We start from the raw sequence: 18,638 nt of genomic DNA on the forward strand, positions 1-18,638 counted from the left end.
GAATGATGGATGAAATGTTACAGACATTATTGCAGCCAGTCAAAGAGGTCATCCAAACATTTACGTATGTTCTCCTGTTTGGACTGGTGTTTGTTTGTTTAGAATGGTTAATTCCAAATAGTAAAAGGCTATTTAAATTTTTGTTTATCATGATTATTTGTTTCTATTGTTTAGAGCCAGCAATTCGAACTTTGGACATGATTCATGCGCTTTCAAACCAATTGGTAACACTTTTTTTAGGGATGTATCCCTTATTAACTGCAGGGATTGCTGTATCCGGTGGTGCTTTACTGATTACTTTGTGGAATCCGATGGTGATGTTATTTGCTTCGTTTACAACGATATTAGCTGAAAAAGTGTTAATACCTTCCATTATGGCAGCTTTCATATTTGACGTCATTACGAGAATCCATCCAGCTACTTCGTTTTCGAAAATGTCGGATCTCATTCGGATGACGTTGGTTGGGACTACCTCTATTATTTTACTTTTATATAGCTTTTTTATGACAGTTAATGGAGTTTTTACATGGTCGGTCAGTGGTGCAGTTAGCGAGTCTGCTAAACGATTAATCGCAAATAACATTCCATTTGTTGGCTCATTATTAACGGAAAGTATAAGTACGATGAAAAGTTACTCATCTTCCGCTTCAGTTGTTACCGGTAATGCGGTGCTTTTTTCTGTATTAATCTTAGTGTCTATACCGACGATTCAAACGATTTTAATCGCTTTTTTATACCGATTATTAGGAGCGATACTGGATCCTTTTATCGATGGCAATATTAGTGGTTTGTTGGACGATATTGGAAGGACATTATTCGTGTTGTCTATTATATCTGTACTGATCGCTTTTGCTTTCTTTTTTACTATTATCTTAACCATGCTTTTTGCGAAATTACTCATAAGTGTGAAAGGATAAAATCAATCGTTACCAATTTTTTATTTGGTCTTTTACTAATTGCGGTAGTTGGAGAACTTCTTTCGATACTACTAGAAGGTTCGGGCAGTGAAAAGATAGACTTTCTCGTTAAAATTGCGATAATCTTTTGGATCTTGTCCTTTCTCTTCATATAAATAGTTTGTCTTGCATAAAGTATTGTATCCATCATGAAAAGAAGGGTGAAGCATTATATCAATCAAACAAAAACCCACTTTTCGTTTTGTTGTCATAAGTATTGCTGTTCTCATCATCAGTCTACTTTTTTCAGAAATGTTCCTTTCCAATGATGAAAGTAATGCTACGGATACAAATCTAGCTCCCAAAACAACAGAAGACTTAGGCTACATATTAGAAAAAATCAGTGGGGTTGGCCGAGTGGAAGTGTATTTTCATTACAAAGAGAACACTGAAAAGTCAACGGAAAGTGACGTATCATTTTTCCAGTGGACAAGTGACAGTAGGGGGAACAAAGAAGAACTGATTGGAATACTAGTAGTAGCGGAAGGAGCGAGGGATAAACGCGTACAAAATAATTTGATTAAGACCCTTTCATCTGTTTTGCAAATAGCTCCACATCGAATCGTGATACAAGAAATGGAAATGGAGGATAAATAATATGAATATAAAAAAGAGATCAGTTTGGTTTTTAACTTTAATCAGTTTAGTAGCGGTAGTGACGGTTTTCTACTTATCGGATCGCCCATCTCCTTTTGATGGCATCGCCCTATTTTCCAATGACACATTAGAGGATGTGGAATTAGTGGAAACTTCCTCTACGAATGAAGAATCATTTGTGTCTCATAGTAATGAATTCGAAGAAATGAGAATGGAAGTGCAACAAAAACGAAGTCAGCTTCGGGACACATTAACAACAAAAGTCGGTTCGAATGATTTTTCTACAGAAGAAAAAGATGCAGCGTTTAACGAAATTGAAGAATTAATAAAAATAGACTCCACAGAAGCGATGTTGGAGCTTGTCATTAAATCACTAGGTTATGATGATGCACTTGTTCGCATCGAAGACAAGGATGTATTAATAGATGTCGTGGCAAACGAACAATCTACTAAAAAAGCTTCGGATATCGTTTATGCGGTTAAAAGAGAATGGCCACAAGCGTATAATGTAGAAGTTAAATTTAATGGATTATAAGAAAAAAGTGCCTTTAGCGGGCGCTTTTTTTCATTCTTTCTAGAAGATTTCCGAGCTAGCTATTTCAAATTATCGTAAAAACGTCTAAAATGGATATAGTAAGTATTAATAATGTATATAAAAGGGAGATAAGTTACATGAAAATCCAGGAAATCAGAGAAATTATTAAATTGATCGATCAATCTTCATTAGACGAATTTTTATATGAATCAGATGGTACAAAAATTAAATTAAAAAAGAATGATAAAGGAACTGTTACAACAGTTGGACAAACATTCGAAAGCTCATCTGTAGTGGAGCAACCAAAAGTGGTTGAAGTTAAGCCAGAACCTGTAAGCGAAGTGAAGGAAGAAGTCGTTGTAGCAGAAGCAAAACCAGTTGTAGAAGACAGCTCACTACATAAAATTACTTCACCAATGGTTGGTACATTCTATCAATCGGCTTCTCCGGATGCGGATTCATATGTACAAGTAGGTAGTAAAATAAATGCTGATTCAATCGTTTGTATCGTAGAAGCGATGAAACTATTCAACGAAATTGAAGCGGAAGTTGAAGGGGAAATCGTAGAGATTCTTGTAAAAGACGGTCAACTAGTTGAATATGGTCAACCATTGTTCCTCGTTAAAGGAAATTAATTTTAAACGAATTAAACTATAAACGAGGAAAGGGGCATATAAAATGAAAAAAGTATTAATTGCCAATCGCGGTGAAATCGCCGTTCGAATTATACGTGCGTGTAAAGAGTTAGGAATTGAAACGGTAGCGGTATACTCCGAGGCAGATCGGGAAGCCCTACATGTCCAAATTGCAGATGAAGCTTATTGCATCGGACCAAGATTATCGAAAGATTCTTATTTGAACTTTTCTAATATTATTAGTGTAGCGAAGCTAACTGGTTGTGAAGGAATCCATCCTGGTTATGGATTTTTAGCTGAGAATGCAGAATTCGCGGAGCTATGTGAAGAATGCGATATTAAATTTATCGGACCTACATCCCAGGCAATCAGAAGTATGGGGATTAAAGATGTTGCAAAAGAGACAATGCAAAAAGCAGGTGTTCCTACAGTTCCAGGTTCAAAAGGAATTGTGGAGACAGAAGAAGATGCCCTAAATGTGGCGAGAGAAATCGGCTTTCCCGTTATTATTAAAGCAACTGCTGGCGGTGGCGGTAAAGGAATTCGAGTTGCAAAAGACGAAGAAGATCTTATTAATGGGATAAAAATTACGCAAAAAGAAGCGGCAGCTGCATTTGGCAACCCAGGTGTATACTTAGAAAAATACATTGAAGTATTCCGTCATGTAGAAATTCAAGTACTTGCGGACGGACATGGAAACGCAGTTCACCTTGGGGAACGTGATTGTTCTGTTCAACGCCGTATGCAAAAACTAGTTGAAGAAGCGCCTTCTCCTGCATTATCAGAAGAACTTCGTGCAGAAATGGGAGAAGCTGCTGTAAAAGCGGCACTTGCAGTAGGTTATGAAAGTGCGGGTACCGTAGAATTTATATTCGATCATATCGAACAAAAATTCTATTTCATGGAAATGAATACTCGTATTCAAGTAGAACACCCAGTAACGGAAATGATTACAGGCATAGATTTGATCAAACAAATGCTATACGTTGCGTCAGGTGAAAAATTACAGTTCAAACAAGAAGATATAAAACTGAACGGTTGGGCAATTGAATGCCGTATCAACGCAGAAAATCCTTCGAAAAACTTTATGCCTTCTCCAGGTCTAGTAGAATTTTACTTGCCACCTGGTGGTCTAGGGGTACGTGTGGACTCGGCAGTTTACCCAGGCTATAGTATTCCACCATTTTATGATTCCATGGTGGCAAAACTAATAACTTACGGCGAAACACGTGAAGAAGCGATCGCGAAAATGAAACGTGCTCTTTCTGAATTTGCAATAGATGGCGTGGAAACAACGATTGCTTTTCATGAAAAACTCATGAATCATGAAGTGTTTGTATCTGGAGATTTTGACACGAAGTTTTTAGAGAAATACGATGTGATGAATTCATAAAAGGAGTGTTCTAAATGACAGAAAACACCGAACAAAAATTTGTTCAAATGACTCCTGAAGGAAAAGACAACTTAGGAACGATTGAAATTGCTCCTGAAGTAATTACTGTAATTGCAGGTATTGCAACAAATGAAGTAGAAGGAATCGCTGGAACCCGTGGTAATTTTGCTGCGGGTGTAGTAGAACGACTAGGCAAAAAAGTCCATGGAAAAGGGATTAAAACAGAGATCACAAATGATGGATTGTTTATTGATGTTTATTGTTTAGTTAAATACGGCGCTTCTGTTCCTACTGTTGCAAGAGAAGTACAGTCTCAAATTCGCCAAGCAATCGAGAATATGACGAGCCTGACACCGAAAGAAGTAAACGTTCATATTACGGGTGTACAATTTGAAACAGCAGAATAATTGTTAAGGGCCATCCTCTAAGATGGCTCTTTTCATTTTTTCTTTCTTCTCCTACGCATTGTGGTGGGAAATATGCTATTATTGTTCTTTAGATAGCTACATTTAAAGGAGAACTTATTCATGAAACGAAGACAAGCAAGAGAACTAGCACTGCAAGCACTATTTCAGTTAGACAATCACGAAATTTCCATAGAAGAAGCCATTGGGCATGTCACCGAGAAACAAGATCCATTTTTAACTCAATTAGTAACTGGTACAATTGAGCATAAAGAACAGATCGACGCTTCTTTGATTGATAAATTAGAGAACTGGTCACTTCCTAGATTACCTAAAATAGAACGTACAGTTCTTCGTATAGCTGTATATGAACTATTATTTACAGAAGAAACACCAGCAAAAGTAGTGATTAACGAAGCATTAGAAATTTGTAAATTGTTCGGTGATGAAAAATCTAGCCGTTTCGTAAATGGTGTATTATCCAAATATACAGAGCAATAATCTACTTACAATGGAGGAACATCAAACGTGTCAAATCATATAATCGATGGAAAACAAATCGCAAGTCAAGTAACAGAAAAAGTAAAAGAACGTGTAGAGCGTTTAAAAGAACAAGGTGTTACACCTGGTTTAGCAGTTGTTTTAGTTGGAAGTGATCCAGCATCTCAAACGTATGTGAATAACAAAACAAAAACTTGCGAAAGACTAGGCATGTATTCTGTCATGATTGAATTGGAAGCGGATATCTCAGAAGAAGCACTTCTAAAACATGTAGAAACATTAAATAATGACCCGAAAATCCACGGTATTTTAGTGCAGTTACCTTTACCAAAACAAATTGATGAAGATCGTGTAATTGCAGCTATTTCTCCATTTAAAGATGTCGACGGTTTCCATCCAGAGAGTGTAGGTAAAATGATGATCGGTCAACCAACCTTCCTTTCTTGTACTCCGTTTGGAATTATGAAATTACTTGAATATAGTGATGTGGAACTAGCAGGAAAACATGCAGTTATTATCGGTAGAAGTAATATCGTTGGAAAACCGATGGGACAATTGCTTTTACAAAAAGATGCAACTGTGACGTATTGCCATTCTAAAACAAGAGACTTACATACATTTACAAAACAAGCGGATATTTTAGTAGTAGCTACAGGTCGTGCGAAAATGATTGATGCAAGCTACGTTAAAGAAGGATCTGTTGTGATCGACGTTGGTATTAATCGCGATGAACATAACAAGCTTTGTGGCGATGTTGATTTTGCATCTGTAAAAGAAGTAGCTTCTAAAATTACGCCAGTACCGGGCGGAGTTGGCCCGATGACGATAGCGATGCTAATGGAAAATACTTGTATAGCAGCTGAAAATACATTGAAGAACTAATAGGGATAAAAGCTGTTTTTCGACAGAAAGACAGCTTTTACATTGCCCAGGGTCTGAGGAGTTGTTTTCGTGACATCAAACACATACTTAACGGTTAAGGCATTAACTAAATACATAAAAAGAAAATTTGATGCGGATACACACTTACGGGATGTTTACGTAAAAGGAGAACTTTCCAATGTGAAAGTCCACTCGAGCGGACATATTTATTTTACATTGAAAGACGATGCTGCAAGAGTCACTTCCGTCATGTTTGCGATGAATGCAAGAGCGCTCAAATTTACGCCTGAAAGCGGTATGAATGTACTTATTCGGGGAGATATTAACGTTTTTGAAGCAGCAGGGCAATATCAGCTTTATGCTTCCAATATGCAACCGGATGGAATCGGAGAACTATTCCTCGCTTTTGAACAGTTAAAAAAGAAATTGGAGAAAGAAGGATTATTTCATCCGAGCCGTAAAAAAGCAATTCCAACTTTCCCTAAAAAAATTGGAGTAGTTACATCGAAAACAGGAGCGGCGATTCGAGACATCTTAACTACTTTAGAACGCAGATATCCGATTAGCGAAGTAGTTGTGTTTCCAAGTATTGTTCAAGGACCCCAAGCGGCACCATCGATAGTAAAATCGATTGAGCAAGCAAATAGCATGGATTCCATAGACGTACTAATTGTTGGACGAGGTGGAGGATCTATTGAAGACCTATGGGCATTCAATGAAGAAGTAGTTGTTAGAGCGATTGCAAATAGTCATATACCGATTATTAGTGCGGTTGGGCATGAAACAGATACGACGATTGCAGACTTTGTGTCCGATTTACGGGCCCCTACGCCTACAGCAGCGGCAGAGATGGCAGTGCCAAGCAAAGAAAATCTTATGAAAAATATATTATCTTATCAATCTGCTTGCTTACACTTTGTGACCAAAAAATTGGCGGATGAGAAAAATAGATATAAGCGAGCGATTGAATCTCCTGTGCTTGCAACTCCCGAAAAGTTATATCGTCCTTTTATAGAGAGATATGTACGTGCAGAGCAACAACTACAAAGAGAAACAAGTCGTTTATACAAAGATAAGAGCCGATATTTTACACAAATGCAAAATAGATTTATCCAGCTTTCACCTCAGAAAGTAATAGATCAACATCAAAAATCAGTCCAAACAATTACGAATCAACTTAGTCAAGTAACTTTATCCATATTCGAAAAAAATCGAGGGCAATTTATCGCCTCCATACGTACGCTAGAAGCATTGAATCCATTAAAAATAATGGATCGCGGATATAGTATTACGTATAAGAACGAAAAATTAGTAAAAACAGTGGCTGATGTCCAGCAAGGTGATTCGATCATTGTTACTTTATCAGACGGGAAACTCGAAGCAATTGTTCAAGAAGTAGATACGAATGAGAGAGGGGACTAATTTTCATGACTAAAAAAGAAATTCCATTTGATGAAGCTATGCTACAACTAGAGAATATTGTGCGTCAATTAGAACAAGGGGATGTTCCATTAGAAAACGCGATCGAATTGTATCAAAAAGGCATGGAGCTATCCAAACTTTGTAGTGACAAACTACAAAGTGCAGAAAAGCAACTTGTCTCTTTCATGGGAGAAAAGGCAGAGGAAGCTGGTACCGAAAATGAGTAAAGGACTACAAACATTCATCCAAACAAATCAACCAGTTATCGAACAAAAGCTGTCTACATTAATACAGGAAATTCATGCCCCTGAAAAGTTAAAAGAAGCGATGGTATATTCACTTCAAGCAGGTGGGAAAAGGATAAGACCACTTTACACACTTGCAGTTTTAGAAGAACTGAATGTAATAAGTGAAGATGCAGCAATTGTAGCTAGCACAATTGAAATGATTCACACGTATTCGCTTATACATGATGATCTTCCAGCAATGGATGATGACAATCTGCGAAGAGGAAAACCTACGAATCATGTAGTTTTTGGCGAAGCACTCGCTATTTTAGCTGGAGATGGGCTTTTAACACTTGCCTTTGGAATAATAGCGCGACTTCCTAATTTATCAGCAGATCAGAAGATAGAGTTGATCGAGCGACTAAGCTACGCGGCTGGAGCAGAAGGCATGGTTGGTGGACAAGTACTAGATATTTTAGGTGAGGGAAAATCATTAACACTTGAAGAACTAGAACAAGTTCATATAAATAAAACAGGCGCACTTCTTTCCTTTAGCATATTAGCCGGTGGCATTATTGCAAATGCTTCGGAAAAAATTATGAAAGCATTACAAACGTATGCTTTCCATATTGGTTTAGCATTTCAAATTCAAGATGATATTTTAGATATCGAAGGCACTTCTGAGCAGCTCGGAAAAACTGCTGGGAAAGATGTATTAAGTGAAAAAAATACGTATCCTTCTATTTTAACGCTCATCGGTGCGAAAGAGCAGTTGCAAAAACAATATGAGTCAGCTATTATCGCGTTGGAAGAAGTTAATATGCACCAAGGTATTCTCGTTGAATTTGCCGATTATATTACGAAAAGATCAAACTAACAGCGTAAAATTTTGTTTTAATGGGATTTATTGATATTATATTAACTAGTTGTAAAGAAGGAAATCTTAAAAGAAGGTGTGTGATGGCAATGGATTTAACTTCAATTTCTAGCCCATCCTTTTTAAAAAGTTTAGATAATGAACAATTAAAGGAATTAAGTGAAGATATTCGATCGTTTTTAATAGAGAAATTATCTGTAACGGGTGGTCATATCGGACCCAATTTAGGTGTTGTAGAATTGACAATTGCACTTCATAAATCGTTCAATAGTCCAGAAGATAAATTTCTTTGGGATGTTGGACATCAAGCATATGTGCATAAAATTTTAACAGGGCGAGCAGATCAGTTTGATACGCTACGTCAATTTAAAGGGCTTTGTGGTTTTCCGAAAAGAATTGAAAGTGAACATGATGTGTGGGAGGCAGGACATAGTTCCACATCACTTTCTGCTGCTATGGGAATGGCAAAAGCGAGAGATTTACAAAATAAAAAGAATTATGTCGTACCAATTATTGGAGATGGCGCGCTTACAGGTGGAATGGCATTAGAGGCGCTAAATCATATCGGTCATGAAAAAACAGATATGATCGTTATTTTAAATGATAACGAAATGTCGATTGCTCCGAACGTTGGCGCATTGCATAATGTGTTAGGAAAACTACGAACACATGGTACGTACAATAAAGCAAAAGATGAATTAGAATATTTACTAAAGAAAATTCCCGCGGTTGGTGGGAAACTTGCAGGGACTGCGGAGCGAGTAAAAGATAGTTTGAAATACTTACTGGTGTCTGGTGTATTTTTTGAAGAAATGGGCTTCACTTATTTAGGTCCAATTGATGGACATAGTTTCGAAGCGTTAGAAGAAAATTTAAAAAATGCGAAGAAAATGAAAGGTCCTGTTCTCCTTCATGTAATTACGAAAAAAGGAAAAGGATATAAACCTGCTGAACAAGATAAGATTGGTACTTGGCACGGGACTGGTCCTTATAAAATGGAAACAGGCGATCTAATCAAATCCTCTTCCAAAGCACCATCTTGGAGTGGTTTAATCGCAGAAACAGCAAGAAAGCTTGCACGTATAGATAAACGCATTGTCGCAATTACCCCTGCTATGCCAGTTGGATCAAAATTGGAAGGATTTGCTTCCGAGTTCCCAGATCGTATGTTTGACGTTGGGATTGCAGAACAACATGCAACGACAATGGCAGCTGGTATGGCTGCAGATGGGATGAAACCATTTTTAGTCATTTACTCGACTTTTCTACAAAGAGCATATGATCAGGTGCTACATGATATCTGTCGTCAAAACTTAAATGTCGTAATTGGTATAGACCGTTCCGGTTTAGTAGGAGCAGACGGTGAAACACATCAAGGAGTATATGACATCTCATTTTTACGTCATATGCCTAATATGGTTATCATGATGCCGAAGGATGAAAACGAAGGACAACATATGGTGAAGACGGCATTCGATTATGCAGACGGTCCAATCGCCATTCGTTACCCAAGAGGAAACGGATTAGGTGTACCTATGGATGAAAGCTTAAAAACAATTCCTATCGGTTTATGGGAAGTATTAAAAGAAGGTACACAAGCTGTTATCCTAACGTTCGGTACGACGATTCCAATGGCTATGACAGCAGCGGAACAATTGGCAGAAGCGAATATTTCGGTTGAAGTCGTGAACGCTCGTTTTATCAAGCCACTAGATGAGCAAATGCTAATGAGTTTGCACGCACGTAATATTCCGATTATTACTGTGGAAGAGAGTGCCCTTCAAGGTGGTTTTGGAAGTGCTGTCCTAGAGTTTTTCAATGAAAAACATGTTCAAGCGAACGTAAAAAGAATAGGAATTCCGGACGTATTTATCGAACACGGTGATGTGAATCAATTATTAGAAGAAATTCATATCACGACAGAAGATATTATAAAGCTAGTAAAAACTTCCATAACGGAAAGTTCAAGGTATATTTCATCATGACCAAAGTGCCGAAAGAGCGTGTAGATATACTATTAGTGGAACAAGGTTTATTTGAAACAAGAGAAAAAGCAAAGCGTGCAATTATGGCAGGGCTTATATATAACAAAGAAGAACGGGTTGACAAACCAGGTGAAAAAATAGGAATCGATTCTATCTTAACCGTCAAGGGTCAAGTATTAAAATATGTAAGTAGAGGCGGGCTAAAGCTAGAGAAGGCATTAGAACAATTCGATCTTACTGTACAAGACAAAATAATGTTAGATATCGGTTCCTCTACTGGCGGATTTACAGATTGCGGTTTACAAAATGGTGTCAAGCATGCTTATGCACTCGATGTGGGAAGCAATCAATTAGCGTGGAAAATTCGCCAAGATCCGCGTGTAACAGTCATGGAGAAAACAAATTTTAGATATTCCACTCCTGCTGATTTTACAGAAGGTCTACCAACTTTTGCGTCGATTGATGTTTCGTTTATTTCATTAAAACTAATTTTTCCAACACTAAAAACTATTTTAGTTCCAAATGGTGATGTGATTGCGCTTGTAAAACCACAATTTGAAGCTGGAAAAGATCGTGTTGGAAAAAAAGGGATTGTAAGAGATCCCGCGGTACATATAGACGTATTAAATGAAATTGCTAATTTTGCGGAAAGTACCCATTTCCAATTGATAAATGCTTCGTACTCGCCAATAACTGGTGGAGAAGGGAATATCGAGTTTCTGTTTCATTTAAAAAGTGTAAACGAGGGACAAGTTATCCCTCATGAAATAGATTTTACAAAACTCGTCAGTGTTGCACATAATTCCTTCCAATAATTCGCGACTCTACAAAAGGGTCGCGTTTTTTCTTGTGACTTTTAAGGTGAAGTGCTAATGTATAAAGTAAATAGTATAAAGTGAAACTTCTATTAGTAGGTATTTTTTCGTCCCACCACTGATGGTTAGTTAAATTCGTATAAATATACAATGAGGTGATTCGCATGAATAAAGGACAAAGGCATATTCGCATTCGCGATATTATTGCCAATAACGAAATAGAAACGCAAGATGATTTAGTCGACTTTTTAAAAAATACCGGATATAACGTAACGCAAGCTACTGTCTCTCGAGATATAAAAGAACTACATTTAGTGAAAGTTCCATTGCCAAATGGAAATTATAAATATAGTCTTCCAGCAGACCAACGATTTAACCCAACCCAAAAACTACGTCGTGCTTTAACTGATGCATTTGTTAGTATCGACGGAGCAAGCCATTTTTTAGTTATGAAAACGTTACCGGGTAATGCACATGCAATTGGTTCGCTTATCGATTATTTAGATTGGACCGAAATACTAGGTACGATTTGCGGAGATGATACTTGTTTAATCTTATGTCGAGAAGAAGCAGATAGTGAAATCGTCAAAAGCCGGCTTTTAGAGATGCTGTAAAAAGAGGTGAGGTCTGGTGTTAAAAGAAATATCCATTAAAAATTTTGCGATTATTGATGAACTTACGGTTAGTTTTGAAGAAGGGCTAACTGTACTAACTGGGGAAACAGGAGCAGGTAAGTCGATTATTATCGATGCCGTCCATTTATTATGCGGTGGAAGAGGCTCTCAAGAGTTTATCCGACATGGAGCAAAAAAGGCAGAACTAGAAGGATTATTTATCATTTCCAATCCTAAGCATGGTGTGTTCAAAAAAATGCTGGATGTAGGGATCGACATAGACGAAGAGTCCATTATTTTACGAAGAGACATTAACGATTCGGGTAAAAGTGTTTGTCGAGTCAATGGGAAACTTGTGACCATAGGTATTTTAAGAGAGATTGGCGCATCATTAATCGATATTCATGGCCAACATGAAAGCCAAGAACTGATGGATGACAGGGCGCATATCCATCTGCTAGATCAATTTGCAGGAGAAGATTTAAAACTCGTAAAAGATTCATATAAAGAGTTATTTGCTCAATATAAAAAATGGAAAAAAGAGTTTGCTACTTTAACGGAAAATGAACAACAAATCGCTCATAAAATTGATTTATATACATTTCAAGTCGATGAAATTGAAGAAGCAGGTTTAGTCATCGGAGAAGAAGAACAGCTACAAGAAGAAAAAAAGAAGCTGCAAAACTTTCATAAAATGTTCGACAAAATGAGCAGTGCATATCAATCTATTTTAGATGAATCTAAAGGTTTAGATTACATCGGGACAGCGATGGCTGACTTGCAAGATATAGCAGAAGTAGATAAAAATATGCACGACTTGAGCGAAAATGTTTCAACTGCATTTTATATGTTGCAAGATGCGGCCTATCAGCTAAAAAATGAATTAGATGAAATGGAATACGATAGTAACCAACTACAAATTGTAGAAGATCGTCTTGCATTGATTCAAACATTGAAAAGGAAATATGGTACTTCTATTGAAGAAATTTTAGAGTATAAGGAACAAATCGAGCATAGCCTAGGACAACTAGTAAATAGAGATGAACAAATTCAAAAAACGGCCGAAAAAATAAACCAAATCGAAAAAGATTTAGAATTAGAAGCGACCGATTTAACACATAAACGTAAAGTGGCAGCTAAACAATTAAGTAAAGCTATCATGGATCAATTGCAAGAGCTTTATATGGAAAAGGCTACCTTTTCAGTCATGTTTCATGATTCGACGAAACCAATGTATAATGAGAATGGGCTAGATGAACTGTCTTTTTATATTTCCACCAATGTAGGGGAACCGCTAAAAGCACTAACTAAAATTGCTTCCGGTGGTGAGCTTTCTCGAATGATGCTTGCACTTAAAAGCATTTTCTCTAGACATCAAGGTATTACGTCCATCATATTTGATGAAGTGGATACAGGTGTAAGCGGTAGAGTTGCCCAAGCAATCGCCGAAAAAATTGCTGGAATTGCAACGAATTCGCAAGTATTATGTATTTCCCATTTACCACAAGTTGCAGCAATGGCTGACCAACATTTAATGATTAAAAAAGTAGTGAACGGCAATCGAACGTTTACAGTTCTTGAAGAGGTAGTAGATGATAAGCGTGCGGAAGAACTTAGTCGTATGATGTCTGGTGCTGAAATTACAAGCACGACCTTCCAACATTCAAAAGAACTATTAAAATTAGCAAAAGATCGAAAAAAAATATTACGAAAAGTGTGAAGACCCATATAAAAAGGGTCTTCTTTTTTTATCCCGCATTAACGGGCAGTAAGACTCCCACTTCAAGATTTAAGAAAAGCGAAAAGATAAGCGGGAGATCAACTGCCCGTAAAAGCCCGATTGGTTCAACTAACAATCAGTGGGGGATGAAGAAAACCTCCCAATGATTGAAGTTTCACTTTATCAATTATTTACCTCACATAGAGTTCTTTCAGCGGGACATAGTATTTGTATAGGAGGTGAAATATGAAAAAAACCTATCGTAAATGGTCGCTAATGCCAATGCTTTTCTTCACATTATTTTTTGCGAGCAACCCTACTTATGCAGCCGGACCTGCCGTCGTCCCGCTTGGTCAATCCATACAAATTGATCTTCAATACGGCGCTGTATTCCTCAGTCATGATGTTATGTTAACAGATGAGGATTGGTTACGTGCTGGTGATTCCATTCACCAAATAAACGACCAAACGATAACGAATGTAGAAGAGGTAAAAACGCACGTAAAAGATAAAGAACAAATTACTATTCAGTATGAGCACAATAAAAAAATGCATACAAAAGAAATTACTTCTGAACAAACATTAAAACTGCTTCCTTTTTTAAGGGATGCTACAGAAGGAATTGGCACATTAACTTATTTTGACCCTGCTACAAAAGAGTTTGGAGCACTTGGTCATCAAATCGTCGACCATACGACAGGAGTAACTCCCAAATTTTCAGAAGGATCCATTTATTTATCTTCGATTGAACAAATAAAGAAAAGTATCCCAGGACAACCAGGGTATAAAATTACTTCTCATGATGCGAATACTTCGCCTATAGGCGGTGTAGATGAAAACAATGTGTATGGCATTTTTGGTAAGTTAGAGGATAACGCTTTAGAGAATATACCATTGCAACAAGTAGAAATTGCAGACGTAGAAACGATAATGCCAGGTGAAGCTATTATGCGAACATCTATCGACGGTGAAAAAGTACAAGACTTTACGATAAATATTTCTTCAGTCGATGGAAATCTGTTTCAGTTTACTGTAACGGATAAATCCCTTATCCAAAAAACAGGTGGAATATTACAAGGGATGAGTGGAAGTCCCATTATTCAAAAAGACAAACTAATCGGTGTGGTTACACATATGTATGTGGACAAACCTAAAAATGGTGCAGCACTTGCAATCACAGAAATGATGAAAAAAAATCCATGAATTTGATTCATGCAGGGTAGACCGAATTATGGTCTACCCTTTTTCACTGAAAATCGCTACAATGAATATATAGAATATTCGACAAATGTGTCGAAACAAATGCTTAATTATCGAAAAAGGTAGAAACTGTAATAACAAAGACTTATTTTTAGCAAAAATAAAGGAAGTAATCTAAAAATAGCGAATATTACCTAAGTCAAAAAATACAAAGGTGGATGAGTAGGATGGAGAAAATTAAAATTGCAATCGTAGACGACAATAAAGACTTATTAAGGACGATGGGGTCGTATTTTGATCAGCATCCAGAAATAGAAGTTATCGGAACAGCAAGTAACGGAAAGCTTTGTTTGGAATTATTAGAAACCCAAAAACCAGATGTCCTGTTACTAGATATTATAATGCCGCATCTCGATGGCATTGCAGTACTCGATAGCTTACAAAAAAATAATCAATTGAACGGTATCCAAATAATTATGCTAACTGCCTTTGGTCAAGAGGATGTAATGAAACAAGCGGTCGACTTAGGCGCATCTTATTTTATGTTAAAACCGTTTGAATTCGATCGTCTAGTTTCGCAAATAAAACAAGTAGCTGGCAAAAAAGAATTTACTCAAGATATTCCTACTAAGTCAAATCCAGAAAAAGAAGCCGCACAGAGTAAACGTATGATCGATCACACGATTACAAATGTGATTAAAGAAATTGGTGTTCCTGCACATATTAAAGGCTACTCTTATTTGCGAGAAGCAATCCAAATGGTTTATTCAGATGTAGAGTTACTTGGCTCCATCACGAAAGTATTATATCCAGAAATCGCTAAAAAATTTCAAACGACACCATCTCGTGTAGAACGTGCAATTCGTCATGCAATTGAAGTCGCATGGAACAGAGGAAACTACGAAACTATTTCCAAAATGTTTGGCTACACAGTCCATCATCTCAAATCAAAACCTACCAATTCAGAGTTCATCGCGATGATTGCAGATAAAATTCGCATGGAGAACATGGCTAGTTAATCGAGTAGTACCAACATTTTGAGTATCATTTCTGTGGAAGCGTATGCAATAAAAATATATTGCCATTGCCATGAAATAACCTAATTCATAGCGATAAATTGTACTCATTATATTTATAATTATACAAAGCCAACGAATAACCCGATTCGCTGGTTTTTTTTTGCTTTTGGAAATAACGAGTGTTTGGAATGTGGCATTTTGCAAAATGGTGTAGAGTATAGGGAAAGTGCGTCTTAAAGTAACCGCTATGATTTTCGTTACGGGATGGACGCTCACGCTACGGAAAGCTACCGCACTGCTGCAAAAAATCCCTGCGGACACTTCATACAACTCACTACTGCGCAGTATCCCTAAATTACGACCCTTCTATAAAATGAAAATCTTACCTTTTGGACTATTTGCTCAGAATAAATACAACCAAATGACTGTATATTACAAAAAATATTCATCATTATTTTGAGTGAGTTAGGTATTAATACGGAAATTCAATAACCTTTTTAGATTTTTTGTCCGTTAATCGTTTATAGACGTATAATAATATTGGAGAGGAAGTGTGCTACTTGATGATTATTGAAAAAAATGACGAAATAACTTTATCGGAAGAGAATGGACGGGTGTTCATTGCAATAACTAATAGTGGATACAACTTGAAAAAATTTGATGAATTGACTCGCAAGCACACCCGCTTAAAAGTTTCTAATTTTTTGGCGTTGAAAAAAGCGGTGGAGAATAAATCACATGACCCTATTGAGATAGGCAGTTGGATAGAAAGTATGCAGTTAGAAATAAGTGCAGATAAAATGGAAGCGCTTCTAACGATTTATGAGTCAGAGACGTACATCCAAGAAAATTTAGCAGAAATTCATACGAACATACAAAAATTACTACTAGAACAGCGTATTACTTACGGACATAAACCGATCGATTTATTGACTGTAAAAACAGGAAAAACATACATAGTTGCAAAAGGATTGCCACCTCAAAGAGGAGAGGATGCAAAAGTAATCTATTTAGACCAAGCTGAAAAGAAACCGGTCATTAAAGAGGATGGAAACACCGATTTTTTTGATATGAATTTTATTGTTGAAATAAAAGAAGGATCTTGGTTGGGAGAAAAAATACCTCCACATAAGGGAACTGATGGAATAAATATATTCGGGGAAGCGGTACCTGCTGAACTAGGGGAAGATACACCATTAAAATATGACACAAACAGTGCTTATGAAGTGGAAGAGGAAGGTAAAACAGTACTTCGTTCGAAAACAAAAGGAATCATTGGAGAAGTAAATGGGGTATTATCTGTTCAAAAACATCTTGTCATAGATGGAGATGTTGGAATTGAGACGGGAAATCTAACATTTGATGGATCGATACGTGTGAAGGGTACGATTATGGCAGGATATTCTGTTATTGCGTCAGGAGACATTTCGATTGAAGGAAAAGAAGGAGTACATGCTGCGGAGTTGATAAAATCAACAGAAGGAGATGTCTTTATCAAAGGGGGCATTTTTGGACGTGGTGTAACAAATGTCGAAGCCTATAAAAATATTTATATGAAACATGCCAATGCCTGCACTTTAGAAGCAAAAGAGAATATTCACATAGGATATTATACGCTCAGTTCTACCATTGCAGCCAATCAAATAGTACTCGATGAGCGAAAAGGAAAAATTATAGGTGGTAAAACGATAGCGGTGCATTCGATAACTGCTGCATATTCTGGTAATAGCATGGAAAGAAAAACAGAACTAATCGTCCAAGGTATTGATCGAAAAATATTAAAAGAAAACGCAAAAGAAAAAGCGGAAGAAATGATGAAGCTCCAAGAGGAGTCGACTAAACTGAACGTACAAATTAGCCAATTCCAACAACTAAAAAATGCCATGACGGTCCAACAAATAGCCGTATTTGAACAAACAAAGCAAAAATACAACCAAATACAATTGAAAATAAAAGAAATAGATACAGAAATCCAACGAATATTAAAAACACTACGCCAACCGAATGATCATTATATTCAAATTACAAAAGAAGCGAGTGCTGGTACTATTATTCAAATTGGCCATAAGTACTCTGTATTATCAAGTCCAACGAATGGGAAATTTAAAATAGAAAATGGGGAGTTAAATGTCTAATTTACCCGTATATGCACATCGGGGAGCTCCAAATAGGGCTGTCGAAAACTCAATGAAAGCTTTCAAGCGAGCTATTATGCTTGGAATAGATGGATTAGAAATAGATTTACAGCTGTCTGCAGATGGTGTTGCTTTCGTGACGCATGATATTGACTTTTTTCGATTAGCTGGAAATAGTCGAAGGATTACAGATATGCACTCAGAAGAAATTTTGCAGTTGAAATTAGGAAGTCCGGTTTATCGAAAATTTTGGTACAGCCGTGTAATGACATTTGATCAGTTTTTACAATTGGTAGCACCTAGTGGTATGAAATTGAATGTAGAACTAAAAGAATCGTTCTTAGGAAAAATTGAAAAAATTATTGAAGTTGTTGAAAAAACAAAAGGTTTAGCAGATGTTCATTTTTCTTCATTCGAATTTAGCATATTGCAAACGATCCATACGATGGGGCTGAATGCAAAAACGGCTTTTATCGGGAAAAAAAACACCGATTGGGATTATATATTATCGATAAGAAAATGGGATGCAATCCATTTAAACAAAAAGTTTTATGATTCGGAGCTTATGCACAAAATTTGGAGTGAAGGGTTTCCGATGCGTTTTTACAATGTAAAAGGAAACGAAAAATACATTGTCCATCCACATGAATCGGTTATTGGCTGGATTTCGGACTATCCAGAAAAAGTCATCCAACGACAAAAAAGGAATCTGACTTAAAAG

Annotated in this window: 19 protein-coding genes; all 19 read left to right on the plus strand. The window is 36.8% G+C overall.

Translation table 11 applies throughout. The features are described 5' to 3' along the window. Nucleotides 1-2: 2 nt before the first annotated feature. The 19 genes from ACIQ38_RS08780 (at nt 3) to ACIQ38_RS08870 (ending at nt 18,635) form a co-directional block, all read left to right on the plus strand. Complete coding sequence (locus ACIQ38_RS08780) at nt 3-917, plus strand: stage III sporulation protein AE (RefSeq protein WP_402821027.1); 915 nt, start codon at nt 3-5, stop codon at nt 915-917. 396 nt (nt 918-1,313) lie between these two features. Beyond that, entirely contained in the window at nt 1,314-1,553 is a 240-nt protein-coding gene (locus ACIQ38_RS08785; protein ID WP_402821030.1) for a hypothetical protein, read from the plus strand. Nucleotide 1,554: 1 nt separating this feature from the next. Continuing rightward, nucleotides 1,555-2,088: a SpoIIIAH-like family protein gene (locus ACIQ38_RS08790; protein ID WP_402821033.1), complete on the plus strand. Its 534-nt coding sequence runs from the start codon at nt 1,555-1,557 to the stop codon at nt 2,086-2,088. 137 nt (nt 2,089-2,225) lie between these two features. Further along, nucleotides 2,226-2,723 (plus strand): acetyl-CoA carboxylase biotin carboxyl carrier protein, encoded by a 498-nt coding sequence (gene accB / locus ACIQ38_RS08795; protein ID WP_402821035.1) that lies wholly within the window; start codon nt 2,226-2,228, stop codon nt 2,721-2,723. A gap of 43 nt (nt 2,724-2,766) precedes the next feature. Then, the gene (gene accC, locus ACIQ38_RS08800) at nt 2,767-4,116 is read left to right on the plus strand and encodes an acetyl-CoA carboxylase biotin carboxylase subunit (protein ID WP_402821038.1); all 1,350 of its coding nucleotides are present in this window, start codon (nt 2,767-2,769) and stop codon (nt 4,114-4,116) included. Nucleotides 4,117-4,130: 14 nt separating this feature from the next. Continuing rightward, the gene (locus ACIQ38_RS08805) at nt 4,131-4,523 is read left to right on the plus strand and encodes an Asp23/Gls24 family envelope stress response protein (protein ID WP_402821041.1); all 393 of its coding nucleotides are present in this window, start codon (nt 4,131-4,133) and stop codon (nt 4,521-4,523) included. A gap of 120 nt (nt 4,524-4,643) precedes the next feature. Further along, complete coding sequence (gene nusB / locus ACIQ38_RS08810) at nt 4,644-5,021, plus strand: transcription antitermination factor NusB (protein WP_402821044.1); 378 nt, start codon at nt 4,644-4,646, stop codon at nt 5,019-5,021. A 27-nt stretch (nt 5,022-5,048) separates the two neighbouring features. Next, nucleotides 5,049-5,903 carry a bifunctional methylenetetrahydrofolate dehydrogenase/methenyltetrahydrofolate cyclohydrolase FolD gene (gene folD, locus ACIQ38_RS08815; protein WP_402821047.1) on the plus strand — a complete coding sequence of 285 codons (855 nt, stop codon included), beginning with the start codon at nt 5,049-5,051 and terminating at the stop codon, nt 5,901-5,903. 69 nt (nt 5,904-5,972) lie between these two features. Then, complete coding sequence (gene xseA, locus ACIQ38_RS08820; protein ID WP_402821050.1) at nt 5,973-7,325, plus strand: exodeoxyribonuclease VII large subunit; 1,353 nt, start codon at nt 5,973-5,975, stop codon at nt 7,323-7,325. A 5-nt stretch (nt 7,326-7,330) separates the two neighbouring features. Beyond that, nucleotides 7,331-7,552, plus strand: a complete 222-nt coding sequence (gene xseB, locus ACIQ38_RS08825; RefSeq protein WP_402821053.1) for an exodeoxyribonuclease VII small subunit — start codon at nt 7,331-7,333, stop codon at nt 7,550-7,552. Then, a complete protein-coding gene (locus tag ACIQ38_RS08830; RefSeq protein WP_402821056.1) occupies nt 7,545-8,429 on the plus strand; it encodes a polyprenyl synthetase family protein in 885 nt (294 codons plus the stop codon). The genes xseB and ACIQ38_RS08830 overlap by 8 nt, the downstream gene beginning before the upstream one ends. Before the next feature lie 89 nt (nt 8,430-8,518). Continuing rightward, nucleotides 8,519-10,414 carry a 1-deoxy-D-xylulose-5-phosphate synthase gene (gene dxs, locus ACIQ38_RS08835; protein WP_402821380.1) on the plus strand — a complete coding sequence of 632 codons (1,896 nt, stop codon included), beginning with the start codon at nt 8,519-8,521 and terminating at the stop codon, nt 10,412-10,414. After that, nucleotides 10,411-11,229: a TlyA family RNA methyltransferase gene (locus tag ACIQ38_RS08840; protein ID WP_402821059.1), complete on the plus strand. Its 819-nt coding sequence runs from the start codon at nt 10,411-10,413 to the stop codon at nt 11,227-11,229. Before dxs ends, ACIQ38_RS08840 begins: the two co-directional genes overlap by 4 nt. Nucleotides 11,230-11,393: 164 nt before the next feature. Beyond that, complete coding sequence (ahrC, locus tag ACIQ38_RS08845) at nt 11,394-11,843, plus strand: transcriptional regulator AhrC/ArgR (protein WP_402821062.1); 450 nt, start codon at nt 11,394-11,396, stop codon at nt 11,841-11,843. 16 nt (nt 11,844-11,859) lie between these two features. Beyond that, nucleotides 11,860-13,563 (plus strand): DNA repair protein RecN, encoded by a 1,704-nt coding sequence (gene recN, locus ACIQ38_RS08850; RefSeq protein ID WP_402821065.1) that lies wholly within the window; start codon nt 11,860-11,862, stop codon nt 13,561-13,563. Between the two features lie 246 nt (nt 13,564-13,809). Beyond that, nucleotides 13,810-14,766, plus strand: coding sequence for a SpoIVB peptidase S55 domain-containing protein (locus tag ACIQ38_RS08855; RefSeq protein ID WP_402821068.1), 957 nt, complete (start codon nt 13,810-13,812; stop codon nt 14,764-14,766). Between the two features lie 224 nt (nt 14,767-14,990). Then, complete coding sequence (spo0A, locus tag ACIQ38_RS08860) at nt 14,991-15,782, plus strand: sporulation transcription factor Spo0A (protein ID WP_402821071.1); 792 nt, start codon at nt 14,991-14,993, stop codon at nt 15,780-15,782. Nucleotides 15,783-16,345: 563 nt separating this feature from the next. Beyond that, nucleotides 16,346-17,917, plus strand: a complete 1,572-nt coding sequence (locus ACIQ38_RS08865) for a flagellar assembly protein A (RefSeq protein ID WP_402821383.1) — start codon at nt 16,346-16,348, stop codon at nt 17,915-17,917. Then, on the plus strand, nt 17,910-18,635 hold the full coding sequence (locus tag ACIQ38_RS08870) for a glycerophosphodiester phosphodiesterase (protein WP_402821073.1): 726 nt from the start codon (nt 17,910-17,912) through the stop codon (nt 18,633-18,635). The genes ACIQ38_RS08865 and ACIQ38_RS08870 overlap by 8 nt, the downstream gene beginning before the upstream one ends. Nucleotides 18,636-18,638 lie beyond the last annotated feature (3 nt).

Origin of the sequence: Psychrobacillus sp. NPDC096389 (assembly GCF_044762855.1) — a bacterium.
Lineage (GTDB): Bacteria > Bacillota > Bacilli > Bacillales_A > Planococcaceae > Psychrobacillus.